The following is a 23805-nucleotide window of genomic DNA, read 5'->3' on the forward strand; positions in this document are numbered from 1 at the left end:
AGTAGATGAATTTTAAAGTACTTTTTTCTCAGCTAGTTATTCTTTATACAAAGCTTACTAAGCAACAAAGAGCTATTATTGCTATGGCTATCGTAGGGATAGTTGCTTTTTTAATTTTTTTGGTGGTCTATACTGCTAAGAAGAAAACGGCTGATGATTATGAGATTTTATTTAACTCTCTAAGCTCACAAGATGCAGCTAAGATAGTTGATCAGTTAGAAAAAGATGGAATATCTTATAAACTAGAAGACAACAACATAATAAAAGTACCAAAAGATGTGGTCTATAAAGAGCGTATAACCATTGCGTCTATGGGCATTCCTAAAAATACTGGCGTTGGTTTTGAACTCTTTGATACTCAAGAGTTTGGAGCTACTAGTTTTGATCAAAATATCAAATATCTCAGAGCCTTAGAGGGCGAACTCTCAAGAACTATAAATGCATTAGCTCCAATAGAGTCGGCAAGTGTTAGTTTGGCTCTTCCAAAAGATACACTCTTTATCGCTAAACAAGTAGATCCAAGTGCCTCTGTTATGGTGACTTTAGTTGATGGAAGAAAGCTCTCATCTAAACAAATAAGAGGTATAAAAAATCTTGTTGCCTCAGCAGTGCCCAAGATGAAATCTTCAAACGTGATGCTTGTAAACTCTGATGGGGAGACTTTAGGTGATGAAGATGAGATGGCTCAAATGGGCGAACTCTCGGTGGTACAACAGCAATATAAAACAAAGGAAGAGAGAAAAAGACAGCAAAAAATTATGCAAGTTATCTCTCCGTTTGTAGGTGGAACAGAAAAAGTTGTAGCCCAAGTAAATATAGACTTTGACTTCTCAATTCAAAATTCTACTTCTGAGACATTTGATCCTGAAAATGTTGTAAGAAGTGAGCAGGTAAGTGAAGAAAAAAGAGAAGGAAGTGCACCAGCAGAAGTTGGAGGAGTTCCTGGGACTGTTAGTAATATAGGTCCAGTAGAAGGCTTAAGAAGTAACCAAACTAGTGAAAAATATGAAAAAAATAGTGGCACTACTAACTATGAAGTTGGCAAAACAGTCTCAACTACAAAGTCACAATTTGCTCGTATAAAAAAGATTAGTGCGGCTGTTATAGTTGATGGAAAGTATAAGTATAAGTTAGATGAAGCAAATAAACCAACAAATGAGCTTGAATATTTAGCGCTTCAAGATAGTGATCTTGAAGCACTCTCTTCACTTGTTAGCCGTTCTATTGGCATAGATGAGGCAAGAGGCGATCAGGTAAGTGTTAAAAATCTCCAGTTTAAAAGAGATGCAACTTTGAGTGAGATTGATGGGGTGTCAAGAGCTTTAACATTTTCTCAAACTTACATAGCACCATTTTCTGGGTTATTTAAGTATCTATTTGTAGTTATTTTGCTTCTAATACTCTACAAAAAAGTTATCTCTCCGTTTGCACTTAGAATGCTTGAAGTTTCAAAAGAGGATGATGATTTAACCCGTCCATCACTTGAGATAGAAGATGATGAAGAAGAGGACTTAGTTGAGAAAGTTCAACTGATGCGTAAAAAAGTTGAGAGTCAACTAGGTGTTGGAGAAGGCTTTAATGAAGATGAGTTAAAGCATGAAGTTCTTCTAGAAAAAGTTAGAAACATGGCAGAAGATGCGCCAGAAGAGTTAGCAGCTCTTCTTCAATCTCTATTGGTTGGTGAAGATGAACAACCTTATGTAAGAGAAAAGAGGTAGATAGTTTATGAGTTTAAATCCGACGCAACAAGCAAAACTAGATGAAATGAGTATGGCTGAGAAGATCTCTATACTGCTAATGCAGTTAGGGGAAGAACCGACAGCAGCAATCTTTTCAAATATGAATGTAGATGCAATAACAGAAATCTCAAAGTATATTGCAGGCAATAAAAGTGTTGAAAAAGCGATAGCGACTACTATACTTGAAGAGTTTCATGCAATATTTCAATCTGGTCAGTTTATTACATCTGGTGGTTTGGAATATGCGAGAGAACTTTTATATAGAACTTTAGGGCCAGAAGAGGCTAAAAAAGTTTTAGATAAGCTCTCTAAGAGTATGCAAAATATTCAAAACTTCTCTTATCTATCAAAAATTAAGCCTCAGCAGCTCTCAGACTTTATCGTTAATGAGCATCCACAAACTGTAGCTTTGATACTAGCTCATATGGATCCAACTGAAGCTGCAGATACTCTTCAGTTCTTCCCAGATGATCTGCGTTCAGAAGTTGCTATGAGAATGGCTAGACTTGGTGATATTTCTCCATCTGTAATTAAGAGAGTCTCAGCTGTACTAGAGTCTAAACTAGAATCTTTAGCATCTTACAAAGTCGAAGTTGGTGGACCTCGTGCGGTTGCTGATATCTTTAACCGTCTAGGGGCAAAAAGTGCAAAAGCTACACTATCGCAAGTTGAGCAGATAGATGAAGAACTAGCAACTCAAATTAAAGAGATGATGTTTACATTTGAAGACATTGTTACTCTTGATAAGACCGCTATTACAGAGATCCTTAAAGCGGTTGATAAAAAAGAGCTTATGCTTGCTCTTAAGAGCGCGCCTGAAGAGCTTAAAGAGAAATTCTTCTCTGGTATGAGTGAGAGAGCTAAAGAAGCATTTGATGAAGAGATGCAATTTTTGGGTGCTGTTAAGATGAAAGATGTTGAGAATTCTCAAAGACAGATTGTTGAACTTGTAAATGGACTAGCAGAGGCTGGATCTATACAAATGGGTTCAAACGATGAAATGGTAGAGTAGAGATGGCAACTGTAATCTCAAATGAAAAGCTTGTACAGCACAATGTCGACAAATATACTTTTAAAGTACTAGCTATGGGTCCATCATCAAATGCTAATGTACAAAAAAGTTCTTTAGAAAAAGTTGAAGAAAAAGAGCTAGAAAAACCTCAAACGAGTGTAGACTCAAGCTCAATAAGTACAAATTCAAAAGACTCACTTATAGAGTCACTTATGAAAAAAACCGATGAGATGTCATCTAACTTTATAAAGTTGCAAATGAAGTTAGAATCGATGAGCCAAGATCATAAAAAAGAGATAGAAAAAGTAAAAGAAGAGTCATTTCAAGAAGGTATAGTAGAGGGTAAAGAACAAGCTTTAAAAGAAGAAAAAGGAAGCATCAAAAACTCTTTAGAACAGTTTGTAAACTCTATAAAAACTTTGGAAAACAGTGCGTCAGAGTATGAAAAAGCATTAGAGGGGATAAAGTCTGAGCTAATCAGTGCTGCAATTGATATCTCAAAAGAAGTTATAAATGTTGAGCTTTCAAAAAACTCAAGTGAGATAGCTGAAGTGTTATCAAGGGAACTTATAAAAGATCTTCAAGGAGCCTCAAAGATAAAACTAAAGGTAAATCCTAAAAACCATGGAGATTTATCGAAAAATCTAGGTTCGCTAGAGCATGTTGAAATAGTCTCAGATGGTGCAGTTAGCGAGGGCGGAGTCATTGCTATTAGTGATGCAGGAAATATAGACGCGCAAATCTCTAAAAGATTTGAGAGAGTTAAAAGAGCGGCCTTAAGTGAATAAAAAATGATAAATGTAAAAGAAAAAAGTATAAAAGAACTAGAAATTCTTTGTCAAGATATAAGAGAAAAAATTTTAGAAGTTGTTAGTAAAAATGGTGGACATTTAAGTTCGACGCTAGGTGCAACTGAACTAATTGTAGCTATGCATAAAGTTTTTGATGTAACAAAAGATCCTTTTATTTTTGATGTGTCACATCAATCTTATGCACATAAACTACTTACGAAAAGATGGGAAGATTTTGACACGCTTCGTCAGTTTGGTGGAACTTGTGGATATACAAAACCAAGCGAATCAGAGTATGATTACTTTGTAGCTGGGCATAGCTCTACCTCTATATCTTTAGGAGTAGGTGCGGCTAAGGCTATAAAGTTAAAAGGTGAGCAAGAAACAAGAGTTCCTGTTGTAATGATAGGTGATGGCTCAATGACTGCTGGAATGGTCTATGAAGCACTAAATGAACTAGGAGAGCTAGACTATCCGCTAGTTATCATTCTAAACGATAATGAGATGAGCATCGCCAAACCCATCGGTGCAATAAGTAGAATGCTTAGCTCGGCAATGGCATCACCAATCTATCAAAAGTTTAAAAAACATACTGAAAACTTTGTAGATAACTTTGGAGAGAGTGCTCACTATATAGCTAAAAGGATGGAAGAGTCTTTAAAACTCATCACTCCAGGAATCTTGTTTGAAGAGATGGGTATTAACTATATAGGACCTATTGATGGGCATAACCTATCTCAACTTATAGAGATAATGCAGACCGCTAAAAACCTAAAACAACCAGTTGTTATACACGCTCAAACCATAAAAGGTAAGGGTTATGAGATAGCTGAAGGCAAAGAGGAGAAGTGGCACGGTGTTGGTCCTTTTGATCTGAGCAATGGTCACAGTTCTAAAAAGTCTTCAACTAAGAGTGCCACTCAGATCTATACAGAAGCCCTAATGCATTTAGCAAAAAATAATGACAAAATAGTTGGTGCTACCGCTGCAATGCCAAGCGGAACAGGACTTAGCGAACTTATGGAGGCGTTTCCTGATAGGTTTTGGGATGTAGCCATTGCTGAGCAACACGCTGTAACATCTATGGCGGCTCTGGCAAAAGAGGGTTTTAAACCTTTTTGCACCATCTACTCAACATTCCTGCAACGTGCTTATGATCAAGTTATACACGATACCTGTTTGATGGATCTCCCTGTTGTTTTTGCACTAGATCGTGCTGGAATAGTTGGTGAAGATGGAGAGACACATCAAGGCGCATTTGATATTAGTTTTTTAAGAGCTATTCCAAATATGACACTCTTCGCTCCAAGAGATGAAAAATCATTTCATCAAGCTCTAGGCTTTGCATCAGAATTTGAGCATCCATGCTCACTTAGATATCCAAGAGGATCATTTATAGAGACAGACTTACCAGAGTCAGCCCCTTTTGAATTGGCAAAGTCTCAACTACTTCGTTCAAATGGTAGTGGTATATTATTTGTTGGTTATGGAAATGGAGTGGGACGAGCTTATGAGACAGCTGAGCTACTAGAAGTTGAAGTTAGCATTCTAGATTTGAGGTTTGTAAAACCACTAGATGTTGAGATGCTAAAAGATCTGTCTAAAAAACATAAAAAATGGTTTATCTTTAGTGATAGTTCTAAAATGGGCGGAGTTGGATCTGCTATCTTAGAATTTTTCTCAAAAGAGAAGATCTCAGGTGTAGATCTTGTGAGTTTTGAGTATGAAGATGAGTTTATAACTCATGGAAATACAAAACAAGTCGAAGAGTCTTTGGGACTTCTACCAAAACAATTAGCTAAAAAAGTAGAAGCACTTATTTAATTCTAATGTCCTCTTCCTAATAGTTCTGATGCTTCGATAATAACTAAGAAGCCATCAGGATCATGCTCCTCCATTAAAGCTCTAAGTGCTGGGATTTTGTTGTTACTTATGACAAGCATCATAAGTTGTCTATCTTTTTGTTTTTCAAGACCTAATCCACTTAAAATAATCCCCTCTTTATCAAATCTTTTTACTATATGCTCACTTATAAGTTCTATTTTTTTCGATGATATATGAATCACTTTTTCAGTTGGGCGACCAGATATAAGTATATCCATGCTTCTTAAAGTCATATAAACAGCTATAAGACTCCATAAAGTGCTCTCAAAACTCTCAAATGCAACTCCAGCGCAAAGAACAATAAAAGTATCTAATGCAATTATCACATTTGACTCCTTTAAGTGCATTTTTTTTGCAATAATTCTAGCTACTATTGAAGGTCCACCAGCTGTTGCATTACCTGCAATAATAAAACCAAGACCTAAACCAATAAAAATACCACCAAATACACTAGCTAGGATAGATTCATTTGTCCAAGCTGATAATTGTAGATACTCATGAAAAAGATCTACTATAAAGGACGTAACTACAATAACATAAAGAGTTCTTATGGCAAAACCCTTTCCAATGTACTTGATGCTCATAAGTACTAGAGGTGTATTTATGATAAACATTAGCACCCCCGTGGGAATACTAGTAAAGTGATTTAGTAAGATTGAAATACCTGGCGTTCCCCCTGAGACTATTTGGTTTGGAATTAGAAACATAACAACACCGGTTGCTAAAAGTGTGGCGCCTATAGTGATGTAGATGTAACGAAGAAACTCTTTTGGAATGGGTGCATTAGCGAATTTATTTATCAAAACAATAACCTTTAACTTATTACAGTGTGCCACTTGCAGATTAGTAAGGAAGTAGCTAGTTTAATTTTACAGAGGGTTGAAAAAGCCAAAATCAAATTTCAAATGCTATAATAATTCAATACAAATGAGATTTTTATTAGTAAAATTATATCGACACTATCAAATATGTGGCTGAAAATTACAAATCTCAAACTAGGAGTACAATATGTTAGATGGCATAGTTATCTCTCTTGCAAAACACACACTTCTGCATCACTTCTCTAAAGAAGAGGCTATAGATAAACACAGGCTGTTAAAGCAATATCCACAACTCTCTCAAAAGAGAGCTTCTTTTGTTACATTGCATAAAAGAGGTGCTCTTCGTGGATGCATAGGTTCTATAATTGCCCATAGATCTCTCTATGATGATATAGTCTCAAACACTCTTATGAGTGCTTTTAGAGATAGTAGATTCTCGCCATTAAAAGAGGATGAACTTAGTGAGCTTAGTATTGAAGTCTCCATCTTAAGCAACCCTAAAGAGATAGAGTATAGTAGTTATGAAGAGTTAGTAAAGAAAATTACTCCAAATGAAGATGGGCTAATTTTAGAGTTTGATTCTTACCATGGTACTTTTTTACCTCAAGTGTGGCAACAGCTTCCAAAAACAAAAGATTTTTTAGAACACTTAAGTTTTAAAGCGGGTGCAGATCCTTCCATATACACGCAAAAGCCCAAAATCTTAAGATATAGAGTAGAAGCGATAGAAGCAGAATTTGATGAGATAGCATCGTTATAGTATTTAATTTCTAAGGAGAGATTATGAGACGAGAAATGAGCGTGGTTGGTTCTTTTTATCCAAGAGAGGCCAAAGATATTTTAAGATATTTTAATAACTTCATTGCTTTATATGATGAGAATACTTCATTGGCTGATGTCAAAACAAAGGCTGTAATAGTTCCTCATGCTGGATATGTCTTCTCTGGATATACGGCAAATATTGCTTATAGGATCTTAGCAAAGAGTGGTGTGAAAAACTTTGTGGTTATCGGTCCATCGCATAGAGTTGCATTTGATGGGGTTAGTATGTGCGCATCAGCAGAGTATCTTACTCCTTTTGGTCCAATTGCAAAAAGTGAGCTTATATATGAGGTACTAGAGAGAAATTTTGGATTGTCTGAAAAAATAACTCACGCAGAACACTCAACTGAGGTGCAATTTCCTTTTATAAAACACTATATGAGTGATGCAAAAGTTGTTGAGTTAGTCTATGGGAAAGAGAGTGCTTCTTCTATATCAAAGATGATAGATCTAGTTTTGGGTTTAGAAGATTGTGGAGTCATTATCAGTACAGATCTTAGCCATTTCTATAACGAAGAGTATGCCAATAGACTTGATAATATCTGCATAGAAGCTATACAAAAACTAGATCTCTCACTTTTGCATCAAGGATGTGAAGCTTGTGGGATTTTAGGAGTTGAAGCTATGATGATGAGTGTAAAAAAAGAGCAGCTTGAGCCAATTTTGCTTGACTACAGAACAAGCAGTGATGCTAGTGGAGATGAGAGTAGTGTGGTTGGTTATATGAGTGCTTGTTTTGTTTAGAAAGCTTTTAATCAAGCATCATAATAACACCAGCAAATCTTCCAGTTTCCTTAGAGGATCTGTAGGAGAAATATTTACTCTCTTTGCAGCAACTGCACTCCTTGCTTATCTCGATGTTTTGCTCTTTTATGCCAGAAGTTAGGAGTTGAGACTTTAAGATTTTAGTAAGATCTAAAAAAAGAGAATCACCTCTTTGATCCATTGCAAATCCTAGATCTAGCTCTTGTGCAACTTGTCCAATCTCATGCCCAACCTCATAACAACAAACTCCTATAGTTGCACCTATTGTTACAACAATACCTTTTGCATCAGATCCAAAATCTTTTACAAAACTATCAACTACATTTTTTGCGATGTTTTGAAATGCTCCCTCTCTTCCTGCGTGAGCTACAGCGATAACTCTTTTGCTCTCATCATAAAAAAGCAGAGGGCTGCAATCTGCTACCATTACCATAAGAGGGATATTTGTTTTGTTGGTTATGAGTGCATCACAAGTTGGAGGGTTTGAGAAATCATCTTGTTTTTCTACTATATGAACTGTGCTAGAGTGGATCTGTTTCATATGAACAAGTGTTTCTTTCTTGTAGTTTAATCTAGAGGCTAAGATCTTGTGATTTTGTAAAACAGAGTCTATATTATCGCCTACATGAAAGGCTAGGTTTAACGAGTTATAGGGTGCTTTGCTAGATCCACCATTTCTTGTAGTAAATGCGTGAATGAGTTTTGAGTCTTTCTTTAATCTTGGGCTTTGATCAATTTTCATATAATAATTATAGCAAAACAAAAGGGTTTAATTTGAACAATCTTAGTATATATCCTCCTACGCTTGATGAGGGCACTATAGAGACAAAACGAGAAGAAATACTACAATATTTTAACAACACTTACACACTTTTTGAGAAGGTTTTTGAGACTTTAAAAAGCGATGAGATCTTTTATAAAAAGTCAGAACCATCAAGACATCCAATGATCTTTTACTTCGGTCACACAGCTACTTTTTTTATAAACAAACTTATACTTATGAAGATAATAGATAGACGTGTAGATGCTTCCTTTGAGTCCATCTTTGCAGTAGGCGTTGATGAGATGGCATGGGATGATGTGAACTCAAAAAACTATGCGTGGCCAAAGGTGCAAGAGGTTAGGGAATATAGATCTAAGGTTAAGGCTATTGTAGAAGATCTCATTTTAAACCTAGATCTAAAACTCCCAATAGAACAAAACTCTCCTATGTGGGTTATTTTGATGGGGATCGAGCATGAGCGGATCCATATAGAGACCTCACTTGTACTTCACCGTCAGATGCCACTTGAAGATGTTGAGCGTGCAGAAGAATTTAAAATTTGTTCGCATAGCTCAGAGGCTCCAAAAAATGAGATGATAAAGATAGATGGTGCTTATATAAAGCTAGGGAAAAATACTCAACATAAGCTTTATGGTTGGGATAATGAGTATGGAACTTATGAAGAAGAGGTAGATGAGTTTAGAGTTTCCAAATATCTTGTAAGCAACGCTGAGTTTATGGAGTTTGTTGAGAGTGGTGCTTATGAGAGGGATGAGTTTTGGGATGAAGAGGGCTTGGAATATCTCAAAAACACAAAGGCGAAACATCCTGCTTTTTGGGTCAGTGAAGATGGAGTGTATAGATATAGAACTCTTTGTGAAGTTATTGATATGCCACTTGATTGGCCAGTAGATGTAAATGCTCTAGAGGCGGAAGCGTTTTGTAGATATAAGAGTAAAAAAGATGGAGCGCTTTTTGTTCTTCCTAGCGAAGCTGAATATAGAGCAATTTATGAGCAAGTTAATCTTCAAGATCTACCTGAATTTCATCAAAGTCGCGCAAATCTCAACTTTTATCATTATGCTAGTTCTTGCCCTGTAAATGAGTTTGGTTTTCACACAAAGAGTGGCGAGTCTATCTTTGATGTGGTGGGAAATGTTTGGCAGTGGAGTAGAACCCCTATGCGACCATTTGATGGGTTTAAAGTGCATGAGGCTTATGATGACTTCACAGCTCCAACATTTGATGAGAAACACGCACTTATAGTTGGATCTTCTTGGGCTAGTAGTGGAAACTTAATCATGAAGCACTCTCGATATGCTTTTAGAAAACACTTCCCTCAAAATGCAGGCTTTAGATATGTTATCTCAGAGAATCAAAATGAGAGTAAATCAGATATATATGAGAGTGATGAGTTAGTTTCACAATATTGTGAGTTTCAGTATGGAGATGAGTACTTTGGAGTTAAAAACTTTGCAAAAGAGTGTGCAAAGGTAGCGAGCGAATTTAGCACAAACAAAACAAAAGCGCTAGATCTAGGATGTGCTACAACAAGAGCTAGTTTTGAACTTGCAAAGGAGTTTGATGAGGTTGAGGGGGTTGACTTCTCGGCTCGTTTTATTCAAGTGGGAGTAAGATTAAAAGAGAGAGGTTATGTTGCCTTTACATCTAAACTTGAGGGTGATCTCGTGCAAAATAAAAAGGTCACAATCAAAGAGTTAGGTTACGAGGGCATTGCTCATAAAGTCTCATTTTGGCAAGGTGATGCTTGTAATCTTAAAGCAAATCTAAACTCATATGACTTAGTTATGGCTACAAACCTCATAGACAGACTCTATAATCCAAAACTATTTTTAGAGACTATCCATGAGAGATTAAATAGCGATGGGATACTTATGATAACTTCTCCATATACATGGCAAGAGAGTTCAACTCAAAAAGAGATGTGGCTTGGTGGTTTCGTAGATGCTAAAGGCAATGAGGTAAGAACGCTAGATAGCTTAAAAGAGATACTCAGTGAAAACTTTGAACTTGTGCATCTTAGAGATATGGAGTTTGTTATAAAAGAGACAGCAAGAAAATTTCAACACACCATCGCACAATGCAGCATTTGGAAAAAGAAGTGAAGTATAGTTTTAAAACACACTCAGATAGAGAGAACTCAAAGGCTGAGAAATATACTCTAAGAGAGGAGTTGTTTGGCACTAAAGATGTGCTTCCTGCTTGGGTGGCTGATATGAATATAGATACACCTTATTTTGTACTAGAAGCAGTAAAAAAAAGATTAGAACATTCCATCATTGGCTATCAGTCGATGCCAGACAGTGCATTTGAAGCTCAAATAGAGTGGATGAAGAGTGAACATGGTATCTCTTATGCGCTAGAGGATCTGCTCTACTCTCACTCCGTTGTTGCATCTATGGATCTAGCGATCGATGCCTTTAGTGATGTGGGTGATAAAGTTATAGTACAAACTCCAATCTATCCTCCTTTTTTAGCAAGTCTAAAGGAGCAAAAAAGAGAAGTTTTAAATAATCCTCTTGTGCAAGGTAGTGATGGAAAATATAGTTTTGATATAGAAGATCTTAGATCTAAGATAGATGAGAGGACTAAACTTTTACTTCTTTGTTCTCCTCATAATCCAGTTGGTAGAGCGTGGAGAAGAGAAGAACTTGAAGAGATTTTAGAACTCTGTTTAGAACATAACATCGTAGTTTTTAGCGATGAGATCCACTCAGATCTAGTCTATGCACCAAACAAGCACATCCCTTTTGCATCGCTAAGTCAAAAGGCTAGAGATATCACCATAACAGCCATAGGAGTTGGAAAAACATTCAATATGGCAGGTTTTGCGATGAGTAGTGTTGCCATTGCAAACAAAGATCTCAAAGAAAGATTCCTTAAAAGTTATCATAGAGTGCATATTGGGCAAGGTAGTGTTTTGTCGCAAGTGGCTTTTGAGACCGCTTATAGAGAAGGCAAAGAGTGGTTAGGGGAGTTAAAAGTTCATCTCTGGGGCAATTATGAGCTACTTGTAGAGGTTTGTAAAAAACATAAAAATATCATAAAAGTTATACCAATAGAGGCAACTTACCTTGCATGGCTTGATTGTCGAGGCTTAGGGCTAAGTAACAGGAAAATAAAAGAGTTTTTTGTAAAAGAGGCAAAGTTAGGGCTTAATACGGGACTTAGTTTTTCAAAAGAGGGCAGTGGCTTTATGAGGTTAAATTTTGGAGTTAGTCGTGATGAGATGCAAGAGATTGTTAAAAGATTAGATGGGGCTTTGTTAAAGTTTAGCAATGAGTGATTTAGAAAAAATAGAGTCTTTTATAGATAAGCATCATGTTTTAAGTTTAGCAACTAGCGATGGAGATGAACTTAGTGTTTGTAGCCTTTTTTATGTTTATGAAGATCAATGTTTTGTGGTGGCGAGTAGCGATGATACTACACATATAAAACACATTTTAAAAAACCAAAAAGTAGCAGGAAATATTCTTTTAGAGACAAAAGAAGTAGGAAAGATCCAAGGAGTGCAGTTTCAAGGAAGTTTTACAATGCTTGAAGATAAGAATTTAAAAAAACTATATTTTAAAAAGTTTCCCTATGCAATTGCAATGAGGGCGAAACTTTGGGAGATAAAAGTTAGTTATTTTAAGTTGACTGACAATAGGTTAGGGTTTGGTAAAAAGATTATTTGGCAGGAGTCTTAAGCTCAAATAGTGAGCATTCGGTTCCACTACTTTGAAAAACCACAATAGATGGAATCTGTGCAGACTTGAATCCATAAGCTCTACATCCATGAGGCTGTTTTTTTTCCCAAGTAACATAATAAAATTTACATCTTCTACAATTTATTCTTTTCATCTATCTTTCTTTGTTTAAGTATGGAATATTAGCATATTAGGTAAAATAAACAACTTATTTCAAGATAAAAAGTTTCCCTAGTTCCAATGCTCTGCGTTGGAACTCATATATGTGTTTATAGTATATATAAACTCCCACGCGGAGCATGGGAGCCAAAAGGGTACCCCTTGAGGGTGTGAAATAAAATTAAGGAATATAATTTGGACAAGATATTATTGATGTTACAACTTCAATCGCAATTAAATGATGCAACAAATGGAGAAAACTGGGTTAAGGGATTGACCAAAGATGCTAAAGAGATAAACTGGGAAAGATGTATCTATATGGAGTGTGCTGAGATGATTGATAGTTTTTCGTGGAAACATTGGAAAAACATCAAACAAGAGCCTGACTGGGCAAACTTGCAGATAGAAGTAGTTGATGTATGGCACTTTGTGATGAGTTTGGCTATAGAGAATTACAATAAAACTCTAAGAGGTGGCATAGATGAGCTGGCTATCAATATAGCTAACTTAGAGAGTTTCTCTAAAATAGATATAAAAAATGATGACTTTGCATCTCAAAAAAAGATCATAGTAAAAGTTGAAGATATAATGCGTAAAGTTTTAAGCCAAGAAGAGCTTGAACTAGAAGCTCTTGTAAACGACTTTTTTGAATTAGTTATTTTGAGTGGGCTAGATTTAGAAACTCTTTATCGTCTCTATGTTGGAAAAAATATCTTAAATCAATTTCGTCAAGATAATGGTTATAAAGAAGGAACCTACATTAAAGTTTGGGCAGGAGAAGAGGATAATATTATCATGAAACGAATCTGGGAAGATAATGCTGATATAACACCAGATGCACTCTATCATGAACTTACAAAGTTATATCTTTCGATGACTAAGAGCTAAATATTTGAGCACTCTTTTAGAAGTTAAAAATTTATCTTTTGGATATAAAAAAGATTTTTTACTTTTTGACAATCTCTCTTTTAGTCTAAAAAAAGGCGAGATAAAAGTTATAGTTGGAGCTAGTGGAGCTGGAAAGAGTACACTTTTTGAATTGATTTTAGGAAACTTAAGACCTCTTAATGGAAGTGTTGAATGCAAAAGAGCATCTGAGGTTTTTCAAGATCCATATAGCTCTTTTCATCCAAGTTATAGCCTAATAAACCAGATAAAAGATGTAGCTTCTATAAGCGATATAGAGCAATATTTAAGTAAACTAAATTTAGATTATGAGCTACTTTTAAAACTTCCACATGAACTCTCAGGTGGTCAGCTCCAACGAGCCTCAATACTGCGAGCTATGCTTATGAAGAGTGAAATATTGCTACTAGATGAGCCAACCTCTGCACTTGATAATGTTATACAACTTGAAGTTATGAGGATGTTGCTAGGCTCATTAGGTGAGGTAGGAATGCTAATTATTACACACGACTTGGAACTTGCAAAATGGTGCGGGGATGAGATTATCGAGATTTGATTATGCTAAAAAATATTTAGTGATATAAAAACCACAAGCAGCCATAAAAACAGTTCCAAAGGCATTTAGAGAGATATTTACTAAAGCTAAAATAATATAACCACCCTCTAAGAGGAAAAAACTCTCTATGGCAAAAGCAGAATATGTTGTCAATGCTCCTAAAACCCCCGTGCTAAGAAATGATTTTGCATGCATAGAAAAGAGTGTAGTATACATAAAGTAAGCTATTAAAATCCCCATAATAAAGCTTCCAACAAGATTTACACCAAGAGTTCCAAAGGGGAGTTCATGGGGAACATTACTAGAGATCAGACCGTTGAGGTAGACTCTTAATATTGCACCGATAAAACCGCCACTACCTATGGCTAGGATTGTTTGATAGCTCATCATCATATACTTTTTGCATTTTTATTCTTAGATTATTTAACCAATTTTTATCTTCTTTTTTTGCCATAAAAGAATCTAAAAATATAACTTTTATACTGCCAGGTTTATAGTAAAACTTTTTTACATTGTAATACTTCGCACTCTGCATAATAACAACAGGTTGAACGCGAAGCTCATACTTATCTGCTAGCATCTTTGCCCCTGATTTAAAGGGTAGCATCTTAGATTTTGTAGAGCGTGTTCCCTCGGGAAACATAGTGATAACTCTACCATTATCTAATCTATCTTTGGCATCTTTTAGGAGTTTAAGTAAAGATGTCTTGCTCTCTCTTGTTACTGCGATATCCTTTGGTAATTTTAACGCTAAACCAAAAAAAGGTATATCAAATAGCTCTTTTTTTGCAACCCAAGCTAAATCTTTGTTTGTTATTGTTTCCATGACACAGATATCTAAATCACTTTGATGGTTAACTAAGAACATCTGTGCATCCTTATCTTCACAACCTTGGATCTCTACTGTAAAAAAAGTACTAAGCCTAATGAGCCAAGCCGACATTTTTCTAGCATATGGTTTAGGAACTATATAGTAGAAAATTATCATCAATGTTAGAGAAGAGAAAATTATTATTGTTGCAAAAAGCCAACTAATCTTTGCAAATATCTTCATTTTTAACCCAACCTATCTTTTCATTTTTAAGTTTTACTTTTACAAAGTCTTTTACGCTTCCCTCTTTTTGTAAGTAGTAAAGTGTATTTGTTTTTTCAAAAATAGTTCCATTATGCACTGGAAGCAGATATATCTTAGCGCCTACTTTTATACAAACCTCTTTTGAGGGAATAGCTATATATATAACATAAGCTAAAGGGATTAGTATGAAAACCAAGTATATATATTTTTTTCTCCACAAAATAAGTAAAAAAGCAACCAAAGCTATAATTGTTGCAAGGAGCATTTTTACTCTATCGTGAGATTGATCTTTAGGTTTTAAGTCAGTTTGTGTAGTGACACTATCATCATCTACGATTATAGGAATATTCAAACGTACAAAATTGTTTTGCAAAAGATTGAAGTAAGAAAAAGAGAGATTCTCAACCTCTTTTTTTATAACCCCGTAGTAAACCAACTTAGAATTAAAGTGTGACTCTGTTATGGACTCGATACCTTGTTTATACGCATTTTTTAACTCAAATGAAGCAATATCGCAGTTTTTAGCAGTGGCTACAAAGACTACAATATTATGTTCATCGTCATATGCAGTTGTCTTAAATTCTAAAAGTTCGAAGCTATCAGCTACTATATTTGCAAAATTATTTTTAGGGTTAAGTGTGACTACATTTAGTTTAAAGCCACTTAGAGTAGTATCTCTGTAAAGAGTGTCGTCAAAGCCCTCTAAAGTAGCTTTAAAGTCAGGTATCTTCGCATCGCTACTTGTTGTAAGAAAGTAAAAAGTATCATAGAAATATCTGGAGTCTTTTTCTCTATATGGTATTTCATTTAAAGGTTTTAGACCCTCATAATTTAAAAGTTCATAAGTAATATTTGAAAATTCTTTTACAGTTGAGAGAGTCTTTAGAGTAACAGGGAAGATCTCTCCTTTAATTACTCTTTTGGGAGTTGTTTTGAAGTTAAGATATAGAATTTTTGGTAAAGTTGCATCTATTGATATGTTGTCATCTTCAGTTGTGCTGAGTTCATTTGCACCTAGAGTTGTTAAAAGAAACAACCCTAAAAAGATTAGACGAATCACGCTTTTAAAAATCCTTGAAGCATAGCTACGCCATCATCGCTTCCTAGTATTGTCTCCATTGCTCTCTCAGGATGAGGCATTAGACCAAAAATATTTTTTTGCTTGTTGCAGATCCCAGCGATAGACTCAACGCTTCCATTTGGATTTTGTTCAACTCCATTTGCGTCAGTGTATCTTAGAAGTATTTGATTGTTCTCTTCTAGCTCTTTTAGTCCATCTGCATCTATAAAGTAGTTTCCATCATGGTGAGCGATAGGGATGTTTACAACATCACCAACACTTAGATTCTTTAAAAAATCATTGTCATTATTTATAACTTTTAGATGATGATGCTTTGATAAGAAGTGAAGATGTTCATTTCTCTTTAGTGCACCTGGAAGAAGCCCAGCCTCAGTTAGAACTTGAAAACCATTACAGATACCAAGAACTTTTCCGCCAGCTTTAGCATAAGCCTCAACTGCCTTCATAACAGGAGAAAATCTTGCAATAGCACCACTTCTTAAGTAATCTCCATAAGAAAAACCACCAGCTATTACTAAAAGATCAGTATCCTGTGGAACCTTGTCTGCTTTGTGCCAAAGTATCTCAGTTTTAGCTCCAAGTCTCTCAAATGCGTACTGAGTATCGTATTCGCAATTAGTCCCAGGAAACTGTAAAATCGTAACCTTTGTCATTATACTAACTCTATCTCATAGTCTTCAATAACTGTGTTAGCTAAAAGGTCTTCGCACATCTTAGTTACATCAGCTAGAGCTGTTTTTTTATCATCACAATCAAGTTGTAAAACTATCTGTTTTCCAACACGAACATCTTTTACACCATTGAAATGTAATGATTCTAGTGCATGGTGAACCGCTTTACCTTGAGAGTCTAATACGCCTGCTTTTAAAGATACATTTACTATTGCTTTTATCATTGTTTATTTCCTATAGTTATTTTCAAATTGTGTTATTTTGAGAGAATTCTATTTAGAACCTGCTCATAAGCTACTGCTAATCCGCCAAGACCTTGACGAAATCTATCTTTATCCATCTTTTCACCACTCTCAACATCCCAAAAACGACAATTATCAGGTGAGATCTCATCAACTAAGATGATATTTCCACTACTGTCTTTTCCAAATTCTAGTTTAAAATCAACAAGATTTAAACCTTTTTCAAAGAAGTAAGGACGAAGTATGTCATTTACTTGTCTTGCGATTCTACGAAGTTTATCAAGCTCATCTTGATACTCAACTAAACCTAAGATAAGAGCGTGTTGGTCATTTAGTTTTGGATCACCTAGCGAGTCATTTTTATAGTCAAATTCTACTAGAGTAAAAGGAAGGACCGTTCCATCTTCAATACCTAGATTTCTAGTTAAACTTCCAGTTGCAATATTACGAACTATAACCTCAATGAGGATAACATCGACCTTTTTATGAAGCATATGATTATCATCTAGCATCTCTACAAAGTGAGTCTGGATACCATTTTTTTCTAAGAGTTTAAACAACTCAGTTGAGATCTTGTTGTTAAGTGCACCTTTTCCAACTTCACTTGACTTTTTTTCGCCATTAAATGCTGTCAAATCATCTTTAAACTCTGAAATAACTAAGTCTTTATCATCTGTTAAATAAAGCCGTTTAGCTTTACCTTCATAGAGTAATTCTCTTTTTTGCATCTGTTTATTTATCCTTTTACTATGATTAATGCTCTTATGATATCAACGCTCTCTTTTAGTTGAATATCTTTATATAGTTGTTCTTTTGAAATTATATCTTTTTTATCGCCATTTTCTTCTGCTTTTTTGGCTTTAGTCTCAGTTTTTACAAGTTCTTCTTCGAGATGTTTTTTAAGATCTGCTTCTTTTATAGAAAAGTCATTTTCATCTTGTTGAACAACGCCTGGAAAGACTTCAATATCTGGTTTTACACCTAGTGCTTGAATAGTTCTTCCACTTGGAAGATAGTATCTTGCAATGGTAAGTTTTATAGCTTCATCTTGAGTTATAGGAAGCACAACTTGCACACTCCCTTTTCCAAAAGTGTTTTCTCCAACTACAATAGCTCTTTTATGATCTTGTAGGGCACCACTAACTATCTCTGAAGCTGATGCGCTTCCACCATTTACAAGGACTACTACGGGAACATCTGTCATAGTGTTCGAGCTCTTAGCGCTATAGACCTGGTCATCTGATGCTTTGCGACCTTTTTGAGATACGATATCGCCTTTATCAACAAACAAATCAACTAAACCAACTGCTTGATCAAGTAAGCCACCAGGATTATTTCTCAGATCTAAGACGATACCCTTTGTCATTGCTTTTTTCTTGTTTATCGCTTTTGAGACATCTTCAATAACTTTTTTATCAAAACTTGTAACTCTGACATATAAAATGTCATCATATATAGTCTTTGTATAGACTGATTCTATAGTTATAATACCTCTTACAATCTTTATAGCAAGTGGTTTTGCTTCGCCCTTTCTTACAATAGTTATCTCTATAGGCTCGCCAACTTTTCCTCTCATACGTGAGACTGCTTCATCTATAGTCATGTTTAGAGTTGATTCGTCATTGATTTTTAAGATAATATCACTTGACTTTACGCCAGCCTTATCAGCAGGAGTTCCCTCAATAGGAGCAATTACAGTCAAAGCTCCATCACGGATGCCTACCGTAATACCAAGACCTCCAAACTCCCCATCTGTTTGAACTTTGAGCTTTTTATAGTCTTTTTGTGTTAAAAAATTTGAGTGTGCATCAAGATTTGTCATCATCCCTTGAAGTGCTTTATCCATAAGATCTTCAATGCTTACATTGTCAACATTGTATTGCTCAACTATGCTTATGACTTTTGTAAACTTTGCAAGTGCTTCAAGTCTAGAAGCTTCTTTTTTTGAACTATCTGCAGTTTTTGCAAAAAGATTTGCAGAAAAAAGTATAGTTAATGTTACTGCTATAGTGGTAAAACCCAGTGTTATATATTTTTTGTTGCTCATATGTTTCCCCATTGTTTTTAAAGATGGACATTATAGTAAAAAGATGGTTAAATAACAAATTATTGATTTGTGAGATAAAAGATTCAGTTTTTTTTTATATAATACAAAAAATTTAAAATGTATTTTATTACAAAAAAGGAAAATTAAATGAGTTCAATCAAAGAGTATTTAACACAAGATCATAGTAGATGTGATGGTTATTTTGCGACTATGGAAGAAAATGCTAGCAAATCTTTAAGTGATGCAAAAGAGTCTTATGAAGAGTTTGCAAAAGCGACTGAGAGACACTTCCAAATGGAAGAGAGAGTTATGTTTGTAGAGTTTGAGACAAAAACAGGAATGACGGAAGGTCCAACTGCAATGATGAGGCATGAACACGCTCAGATGAGAAGTCTTATAAAACAGATGGGCGAAGCGCTAGAAGCTGATAACAAAGATAAGTTTTTTGGACTCTCAGAGACTCTTATGATACTTATGCAACAACACAATATGAAAGAGGAACAGATGCTCTACACTATGGCGCAACAACACTTAAGCGCAGAAGCTCCAAGAGTTGTGGATATGATGGAGTCTATGATTGTTGAGTAAAAAAAGTGCAGTTTAACGGTCTCTCACTAGAGCAAGCTCCTCCAATTTCAGCGCCACTTAGATTTTACTTAAGTGCACCACTTTTTGCCATTCTTGCTGGAATTTTGATGCTACTAAGTGATGTAAGTGCCTTACAAAGCAGATACTCTATAGATAGCATTGTCATTACACACACTATAACCATAGGTTTTATGAGTTTTGTTATGCTTGGATCTCTGACTCAGATGCTTCCAGTATTAGCTGGAGTTAAGATGTATCGAGTAGATCTTGTGACTAAGATCTCGCATATAGCTATGGTTTTAGGAACGCTTTTTATGATCGTGGGTTTAAAGTTTGAGGTGGCACTTCTCAATGCTTTTGCCATGCTCTTGCTTGGATCTGGATTTTTGGCAATGATAGTTGTGATTTTTATGGCTATAAAAAAAGTTAAAAACTTTACTCCTACAGTTACAGGGATGAGTCTGAGTTTAGTTTTTGCTCTTTTTAGCGTTTTAATGGGGATCTTTTTACTCTTTAGTTACATAGATCCAGATGCCTCTATTTATAGAAATATAGTCGCAAATACTCACAGTGTTTGGGCAATCTTTGGTTTTGCGGGAATTTTAATAGTTGGGGTGACATTTCAAGTTTTGCCAATGTTTTATGTAGCACCAAAGTTTAAAGATTTTTATCAAAAAAGAGTAGTTTTGTTTATCTCAATATCACTAATTTTGTGGATGATAACGAGTCTGTTTTTCCAAAGCTATGCAGTAGCTGCAAAGCTCTGGATCGTTCTATTTTTTGCTTCATTTGCAATTGTTTTTTTGCTAAAGATAAAAAACAGAAAAAGAAAAGTTAGTGATATCACACTTCTTTACTATAAAACTTCAAGCATTTTTTTAGCGCTAGGCTCTTTGTTTTGGATAGGGGACGAGTTTTATTTAAGCCAGCACATAGTTGTAACTTCAATCTTTATAGGGGGTTTTATACTCTCTATTATGATAGGAATGTTATACAAAATAGTTCCATTTTTAATTTGGTTTCATCTAAATGCGATGGGCTATATGAACATCCCAACTATGAATGAGATGATAGATAAAAAGTTAGCATTAATTCAGTTTATTCTTTTTGTTGGATCACTTCTTGGTTTTATCTTTTCTTACTATCTAGAGGCATATTTAAGTCTGTTTTCTATGGCTTTTATCATTAGTATGGTAATCTTGCAATACAATATCATCACAGCAGTTTTGATATATAAAAGAGTTAAAAAAACTAAACCAGATTTTGATATGAGTGCATTTGCATGATATCTAAAAGCATAGATCTAGATCTAAAGGCCGAGTAAATGTTAAAGAATAAAAATATAGTTTTAATAGGATTTATGGGAGTTGGAAAGGGTAGTGTGGCTCGTGAAGTCATAAAGCACTCTGATTATATGACCATTGATACTGATGATATAATAGAGAGTATGCAAAATAGAAAAATAAAAGATATTTTTGCCGAAGATGGAGAGAGCTACTTTAGAAAACTTGAATCTGATGTTGCTAAGTGGCTAGAGAGTAGTGTGAAAAATACTCTTATCTCAACGGGTGGAGGTTTTTATAAACAAGAAAATCTTAAAAAGATAGGAACAATCGTTCTTTTAGACTCTCCTTTTGAGAAGATAATCAAGCGAATTAAACATCATCCCAATGCTTTGAAAAAACTAAAAAAACGACCACTTCTAAAAGATCTTAAAAAAGCACAGGAGCTTTATAATGAGCGTCGTCCTGAGTATTTAAAAATAGCAGATATAGTAATAGATGTAACAAAAAAAAGTGCCGTAGAGTGCTCAAAAGAACTTCTAAAAAAGGTAAAAACACATGCGTAAAATAATAATATACTTAACACTACTTTTTGCTACTTCTATGATGGCATCGGAGATAAAATGGGCAAAAGATTATGATGCTGGGATAAAAGAAGCAACAAGATTTGTAAAACCAGTTTTGTTTATATCTTCAAGACATACATGCAAGTTTTGTGTCATCCTTGATGAAACAACTTTAAAAGATGAAAGAGTCGCCGAGGCACTAAACAGAGATTTTATATCTATAATTTCATATAGTGATGAGAATGATTTTATGCCAAAAGCACTTTGGCAACCAGGAACACCAGCTATCTGGTTTTTACTCCCAAATGGCGATCCTATGTATCAACCAATAATGGGTGCAATAGATGCAGATAATTTTGTAAAAGCGTTAGGTGTTGTAAAACAAGAGTTTGATGAGTATATAAAAGCGGGAAAATAAGATGATTTTTACAAATACAAAAAACAGTGATTTTGCTAAGAGTTTTGAAGAACTTTTGCAAAGAGGAAAAATGGACATAGCACAAGTTAGTGCAATAGTTACTGGCATAATAGATGAGATCAAGCTTGATAAAAATGAAGCACTAAAGAAGCACATAGCAAAGTTTGATAACTGGACTCCAAAGAGCGATGAAGATCTCAAAATCTCAACTGAGTCTATGAGTAGAGCTTATGATAACCTAGATCCAAAACTAAAAAAATCTCTGCACTTAGCATATGACAGAATCAAAGCTTACCATGAAAAACAAAAACCAAAATCGTGGTTTGACACAGAATCAAATGGAACGATTTTAGGTCAAAAAGTGACTCCAGTTGATAGCGCAGGGCTTTATATCCCAGGTGGAAAAGCTGCATATCCATCTTCACTTTTGATGAATGTTATCCCCGCTCAGGTTGCAGGTGTAGAAAAGATCATCGTAACTACTCCAACTCCAGACAATGAGCCAAACGAACTTTTATTAGCTGCTTGTCATCTTTGTGGAGTTAGTGAAGTTTATAAAGTTGGTGGCGCTAGTGCTATTGGGGCTATGGCTTATGGAACAGAGACAATTTCAAAAGTAGATGTTATAACAGGTCCGGGAAATATCTTTGTAGCGACTGCAAAAAAGATGGTTTTTGGTGATGTAAACATAGATATGATAGCAGGACCTAGCGAGATAGGAATACTGGCAGATGATAGTGCAAACCCAAGCCATTTAGCCATAGATATGCTCTCTCAAGCTGAGCACGATGAGATGGCGAGTTCCATACTTATAACTCCATCACAAACACTAGCTGATGCTGTAAAAGTAGAGATAGAAGTTTGGCTTAAAAAGCTCTCAAGAGAAGAGATAGCAAGAAAGTCCATAGATGAAAGAGGTGCTATTATAGTTACTGAAAATATGGAAGAAGCCATAGATCTTATGAATCAGATCGCACCAGAGCATTTAGAAGTTGCGACTGATAATGCTTTTGAATATCTAGCTTACATAAAACACGCTGGAGCGATATTTTTAGGACATAACACTCCTGAGGCTATTGGTGACTATGTAGCTGGACCAAACCACACTCTACCAACAGGTGGAACTGCTAAGTTTTTCTCTCCGCTTGGAGTTGAGAACTTTATGAAAAAGACCTCTATCATCTCTTTTTCTAAAAAAGCTATAAATGAAATAGGTGAAGAGTGCGCACTAATAGCAAGCACAGAAGGATTGACTGCACATGAGCAATCTGTAAGGGTTAGACTGAGTTGATATTGAGTTTGTCTCAATAGTCATGTAAAAATTCACAGGGGTGTATTTTCTCCCTCACTTAAGTAACATTATGTGTGTTATGTAATATATTTGCAAAATAACACACAAAACTAGCCGAGGCGATTTCATCTTTGATGAAAAGTTTCTTTAGAAAATGTAGTTTAATTTGAATATACAGTATTAAACGAACACTCTAACTTTAAGAATCTTATACATTATTTTCTTTTTTACTTAAAAATATTGCACCATGTCATATTTTTAACATAATTTCATTTTTAACACTCAAATATCGTGTTAGTTATTTATGTTAATTAAGATTTCTTTACATATAATGTGATTGAATAAATAGTTGTCTGGACGCTTCGCATCCAGACAACGGGGGCGCGGGTTGAACACCCACTTGTAATCTGTTGCATTCGCACCAGACAACAAGCGGGAGGAGCAAGCAACCATTGCAAAACCTAAAGGTTTTCCAACGGCAGTTACTCACCCGCGCCCCCGTTATAGGATAAGGCAAATTTTACTGAAAAAGCAAACTTACAATTAAGCTCAGATAAAATAATAAACTAAAATAATTTTTATGTAATGGATAAGTAGTGGGAAAATACCGCGAGT

The 23805-nt window shown here is 35.2% G+C and carries 26 protein-coding genes; 16 read left to right on the top strand and 10 right to left on the bottom strand.

All coding sequences use genetic code 11. The annotated features are described in order from the left end of the window. The first annotated feature begins 5 nt into the window (after positions 1–5). From fliF to dxs, 4 genes are read left to right on the top strand one after another with little or no spacing between them, the layout of a single operon-like run. Entirely contained in the window at positions 6–1718 is a 1713-nt protein-coding gene (fliF, locus tag M0Q24_RS06180) for a flagellar basal-body MS-ring/collar protein FliF (protein ID WP_295048512.1), read from the top strand. Positions 1719–1725: 7 nt separating this feature from the next. Further along, positions 1726–2751, top strand: coding sequence for a flagellar motor switch protein FliG (gene fliG / locus M0Q24_RS06185; RefSeq protein WP_295048514.1), 1026 nt, complete (start codon positions 1726–1728; stop codon positions 2749–2751). A gap of 2 nt (positions 2752–2753) precedes the next feature. Beyond that, entirely contained in the window at positions 2754–3539 is a 786-nt protein-coding gene (gene fliH, locus M0Q24_RS06190) for a flagellar assembly protein FliH (protein WP_295048516.1), read from the top strand. A gap of 6 nt (positions 3540–3545) precedes the next feature. Continuing rightward, entirely contained in the window at positions 3546–5366 is a 1821-nt protein-coding gene (gene dxs / locus M0Q24_RS06195) for a 1-deoxy-D-xylulose-5-phosphate synthase (protein ID WP_295048566.1), read from the top strand. 2 nt (positions 5367–5368) lie between these two features. Here the strand turns inward: dxs and M0Q24_RS06200 are convergent, their stop codons facing one another. After that, positions 5369–6229: a YitT family protein gene (locus M0Q24_RS06200; protein WP_295048518.1), complete on the bottom strand. Its 861-nt coding sequence runs from the start codon at positions 6227–6229 to the stop codon at positions 5369–5371. Positions 6230–6434: 205 nt separating this feature from the next. Between M0Q24_RS06200 and amrA the strand changes: the two genes are divergently transcribed. Together amrA and amrB are read left to right on the top strand one after the other, a co-directional pair. Next, the gene (amrA, locus tag M0Q24_RS06205; protein ID WP_295048520.1) at positions 6435–7007 is read left to right on the top strand and encodes an AmmeMemoRadiSam system protein A; all 573 of its coding nucleotides are present in this window, start codon (positions 6435–6437) and stop codon (positions 7005–7007) included. Between the two features lie 23 nt (positions 7008–7030). Next, positions 7031–7813, top strand: coding sequence for an AmmeMemoRadiSam system protein B (gene amrB / locus M0Q24_RS06210; protein WP_295048523.1), 783 nt, complete (start codon positions 7031–7033; stop codon positions 7811–7813). 7 nt (positions 7814–7820) lie between these two features. On the opposite strand, the gene pgeF is transcribed toward amrB, so the two are convergent. Beyond that, positions 7821–8576 (bottom strand): peptidoglycan editing factor PgeF, encoded by a 756-nt coding sequence (gene pgeF, locus M0Q24_RS06215; RefSeq protein WP_295048525.1) that lies wholly within the window; start codon positions 8574–8576, stop codon positions 7821–7823. Positions 8577–8608: 32 nt separating this feature from the next. On the opposite strand from pgeF, the gene ovoA reads away from it, so the two are divergent. Genes ovoA through M0Q24_RS06230 form a run of 3 tightly spaced genes read left to right on the top strand, consistent with a single transcriptional unit; the run spans position 8609 to position 12307 of the window. Then, the gene (ovoA, locus tag M0Q24_RS06220; RefSeq protein WP_295048527.1) at positions 8609–10723 is read left to right on the top strand and encodes a 5-histidylcysteine sulfoxide synthase; all 2115 of its coding nucleotides are present in this window, start codon (positions 8609–8611) and stop codon (positions 10721–10723) included. Continuing rightward, positions 10720–11904, top strand: coding sequence for a PatB family C-S lyase (locus M0Q24_RS06225; RefSeq protein WP_295048529.1), 1185 nt, complete (start codon positions 10720–10722; stop codon positions 11902–11904). The genes ovoA and M0Q24_RS06225 overlap by 4 nt, the downstream gene beginning before the upstream one ends. Beyond that, entirely contained in the window at positions 11897–12307 is a 411-nt protein-coding gene (locus M0Q24_RS06230; protein ID WP_295048531.1) for a pyridoxamine 5'-phosphate oxidase family protein, read from the top strand. The genes M0Q24_RS06225 and M0Q24_RS06230 overlap by 8 nt, the downstream gene beginning before the upstream one ends. Here M0Q24_RS06230 and M0Q24_RS06235 read toward each other — a convergent pair. After that, complete coding sequence (locus M0Q24_RS06235; RefSeq protein WP_295048533.1) at positions 12288–12461, bottom strand: uracil-DNA glycosylase; 174 nt, start codon at positions 12459–12461, stop codon at positions 12288–12290. The genes M0Q24_RS06230 and M0Q24_RS06235 overlap by 20 nt on opposite strands. 200 nt (positions 12462–12661) lie before the next feature. Between M0Q24_RS06235 and M0Q24_RS06240 the strand changes: the two genes are divergently transcribed. Continuing rightward, positions 12662–13354: a dUTP diphosphatase gene (locus M0Q24_RS06240; RefSeq protein WP_295048536.1), complete on the top strand. Its 693-nt coding sequence runs from the start codon at positions 12662–12664 to the stop codon at positions 13352–13354. A gap of 4 nt (positions 13355–13358) precedes the next feature. Next, positions 13359–13928 carry an ATP-binding cassette domain-containing protein gene (locus tag M0Q24_RS06245; RefSeq protein WP_295048538.1) on the top strand — a complete coding sequence of 190 codons (570 nt, stop codon included), beginning with the start codon at positions 13359–13361 and terminating at the stop codon, positions 13926–13928. Here the strand turns inward: M0Q24_RS06245 and crcB are convergent, their stop codons facing one another. The 7 genes from crcB to M0Q24_RS06280 are packed head-to-tail and all read right to left on the bottom strand — an operon-like array spanning position 13929 to position 19044. Further along, the gene (crcB, locus tag M0Q24_RS06250; RefSeq protein ID WP_295048540.1) at positions 13929–14315 is read right to left on the bottom strand and encodes a fluoride efflux transporter CrcB; all 387 of its coding nucleotides are present in this window, start codon (positions 14313–14315) and stop codon (positions 13929–13931) included. Next, positions 14284–14982, bottom strand: coding sequence for a 1-acyl-sn-glycerol-3-phosphate acyltransferase (locus M0Q24_RS06255; RefSeq protein ID WP_295048542.1), 699 nt, complete (start codon positions 14980–14982; stop codon positions 14284–14286). The genes crcB and M0Q24_RS06255 overlap by 32 nt, the downstream gene beginning before the upstream one ends. Continuing rightward, a complete protein-coding gene (locus M0Q24_RS06260; protein WP_295048544.1) occupies positions 14960–16063 on the bottom strand; it encodes a hypothetical protein in 1104 nt (367 codons plus the stop codon). Before M0Q24_RS06260 ends, M0Q24_RS06255 begins: the two co-directional genes overlap by 23 nt. Then, positions 16060–16737, bottom strand: coding sequence for a phosphoribosylformylglycinamidine synthase subunit PurQ (gene purQ / locus M0Q24_RS06265; RefSeq protein WP_295048547.1), 678 nt, complete (start codon positions 16735–16737; stop codon positions 16060–16062). The genes M0Q24_RS06260 and purQ overlap by 4 nt, the downstream gene beginning before the upstream one ends. Then, entirely contained in the window at positions 16737–16976 is a 240-nt protein-coding gene (gene purS, locus M0Q24_RS06270) for a phosphoribosylformylglycinamidine synthase subunit PurS (RefSeq protein ID WP_295048568.1), read from the bottom strand. Before purS ends, purQ begins: the two co-directional genes overlap by 1 nt. Positions 16977–17011: 35 nt before the next feature. After that, complete coding sequence (gene purC / locus M0Q24_RS06275; RefSeq protein WP_295048549.1) at positions 17012–17725, bottom strand: phosphoribosylaminoimidazolesuccinocarboxamide synthase; 714 nt, start codon at positions 17723–17725, stop codon at positions 17012–17014. A gap of 8 nt (positions 17726–17733) precedes the next feature. Next, entirely contained in the window at positions 17734–19044 is a 1311-nt protein-coding gene (locus M0Q24_RS06280; protein ID WP_295048551.1) for a S41 family peptidase, read from the bottom strand. 147 nt (positions 19045–19191) lie between these two features. Between M0Q24_RS06280 and M0Q24_RS06285 the strand changes: the two genes are divergently transcribed. Genes M0Q24_RS06285 through hisD form a run of 5 tightly spaced genes read left to right on the top strand, consistent with a single transcriptional unit; the run spans position 19192 to position 23190 of the window. After that, complete coding sequence (locus tag M0Q24_RS06285; RefSeq protein ID WP_295048553.1) at positions 19192–19632, top strand: hemerythrin domain-containing protein; 441 nt, start codon at positions 19192–19194, stop codon at positions 19630–19632. A 5-nt stretch (positions 19633–19637) separates the two neighbouring features. After that, complete coding sequence (locus M0Q24_RS06290) at positions 19638–20918, top strand: hypothetical protein (RefSeq protein WP_295048555.1); 1281 nt, start codon at positions 19638–19640, stop codon at positions 20916–20918. A gap of 38 nt (positions 20919–20956) precedes the next feature. Then, entirely contained in the window at positions 20957–21481 is a 525-nt protein-coding gene (locus M0Q24_RS06295) for a shikimate kinase (RefSeq protein WP_295048556.1), read from the top strand. Continuing rightward, complete coding sequence (locus M0Q24_RS06300; protein ID WP_295048558.1) at positions 21474–21899, top strand: DUF255 domain-containing protein; 426 nt, start codon at positions 21474–21476, stop codon at positions 21897–21899. The genes M0Q24_RS06295 and M0Q24_RS06300 overlap by 8 nt, the downstream gene beginning before the upstream one ends. 1 nt (position 21900) lies before the next feature. Beyond that, positions 21901–23190, top strand: a complete 1290-nt coding sequence (gene hisD / locus M0Q24_RS06305; RefSeq protein WP_295048560.1) for a histidinol dehydrogenase — start codon at positions 21901–21903, stop codon at positions 23188–23190. The last annotated feature ends 615 nt before the right edge of the window (positions 23191–23805 follow it).

The sequence above is a fragment of the Sulfurimonas sp. genome (assembly GCF_023228785.1).
In the GTDB taxonomy this organism is placed as follows: domain Bacteria; phylum Campylobacterota; class Campylobacteria; order Campylobacterales; family Sulfurimonadaceae; genus Sulfurimonas.

Bases quoted from the DNA above. Each gene is read 5' to 3' on its own strand.
- M0Q24_RS06300 (WP_295048558.1), top strand. From the start codon at position 21,474: ATGCGTAAAATAATAATATACTTAACACTACTTTTTGCTACTTCTATG.
- fliH (WP_295048516.1), top strand. From the start codon at position 2,754: ATGGCAACTGTAATCTCAAATGAAAAGCTTGTACAGCACAATGTCGAC.
- pgeF (WP_295048525.1), bottom strand. From the start codon at position 8,576: ATGAAAATTGATCAAAGCCCAAGATTAAAGAAAGACTCAAAACTCATT.
- amrB (WP_295048523.1), top strand. From the start codon at position 7,031: ATGAGACGAGAAATGAGCGTGGTTGGTTCTTTTTATCCAAGAGAGGCC.
- purQ (WP_295048547.1), bottom strand. From the start codon at position 16,737: ATGACAAAGGTTACGATTTTACAGTTTCCTGGGACTAATTGCGAATAC.
- M0Q24_RS06230 (WP_295048531.1), top strand. From the start codon at position 11,897: ATGAGTGATTTAGAAAAAATAGAGTCTTTTATAGATAAGCATCATGTT.
- fliG (WP_295048514.1), top strand. From the start codon at position 1,726: ATGAGTTTAAATCCGACGCAACAAGCAAAACTAGATGAAATGAGTATG.
- M0Q24_RS06255 (WP_295048542.1), bottom strand. From the start codon at position 14,982: ATGAAGATATTTGCAAAGATTAGTTGGCTTTTTGCAACAATAATAATT.
- purC (WP_295048549.1), bottom strand. From the start codon at position 17,725: ATGCAAAAAAGAGAATTACTCTATGAAGGTAAAGCTAAACGGCTTTAT.
- M0Q24_RS06285 (WP_295048553.1), top strand. From the start codon at position 19,192: ATGAGTTCAATCAAAGAGTATTTAACACAAGATCATAGTAGATGTGAT.
- M0Q24_RS06235 (WP_295048533.1), bottom strand. From the start codon at position 12,461: ATGAAAAGAATAAATTGTAGAAGATGTAAATTTTATTATGTTACTTGG.
- fliF (WP_295048512.1), top strand. From the start codon at position 6: ATGAATTTTAAAGTACTTTTTTCTCAGCTAGTTATTCTTTATACAAAG.
- M0Q24_RS06280 (WP_295048551.1), bottom strand. From the start codon at position 19,044: ATGAGCAACAAAAAATATATAACACTGGGTTTTACCACTATAGCAGTA.
- hisD (WP_295048560.1), top strand. From the start codon at position 21,901: ATGATTTTTACAAATACAAAAAACAGTGATTTTGCTAAGAGTTTTGAA.
- crcB (WP_295048540.1), bottom strand. From the start codon at position 14,315: ATGAGCTATCAAACAATCCTAGCCATAGGTAGTGGCGGTTTTATCGGT.
- M0Q24_RS06295 (WP_295048556.1), top strand. From the start codon at position 20,957: ATGTTAAAGAATAAAAATATAGTTTTAATAGGATTTATGGGAGTTGGA.
- amrA (WP_295048520.1), top strand. From the start codon at position 6,435: ATGTTAGATGGCATAGTTATCTCTCTTGCAAAACACACACTTCTGCAT.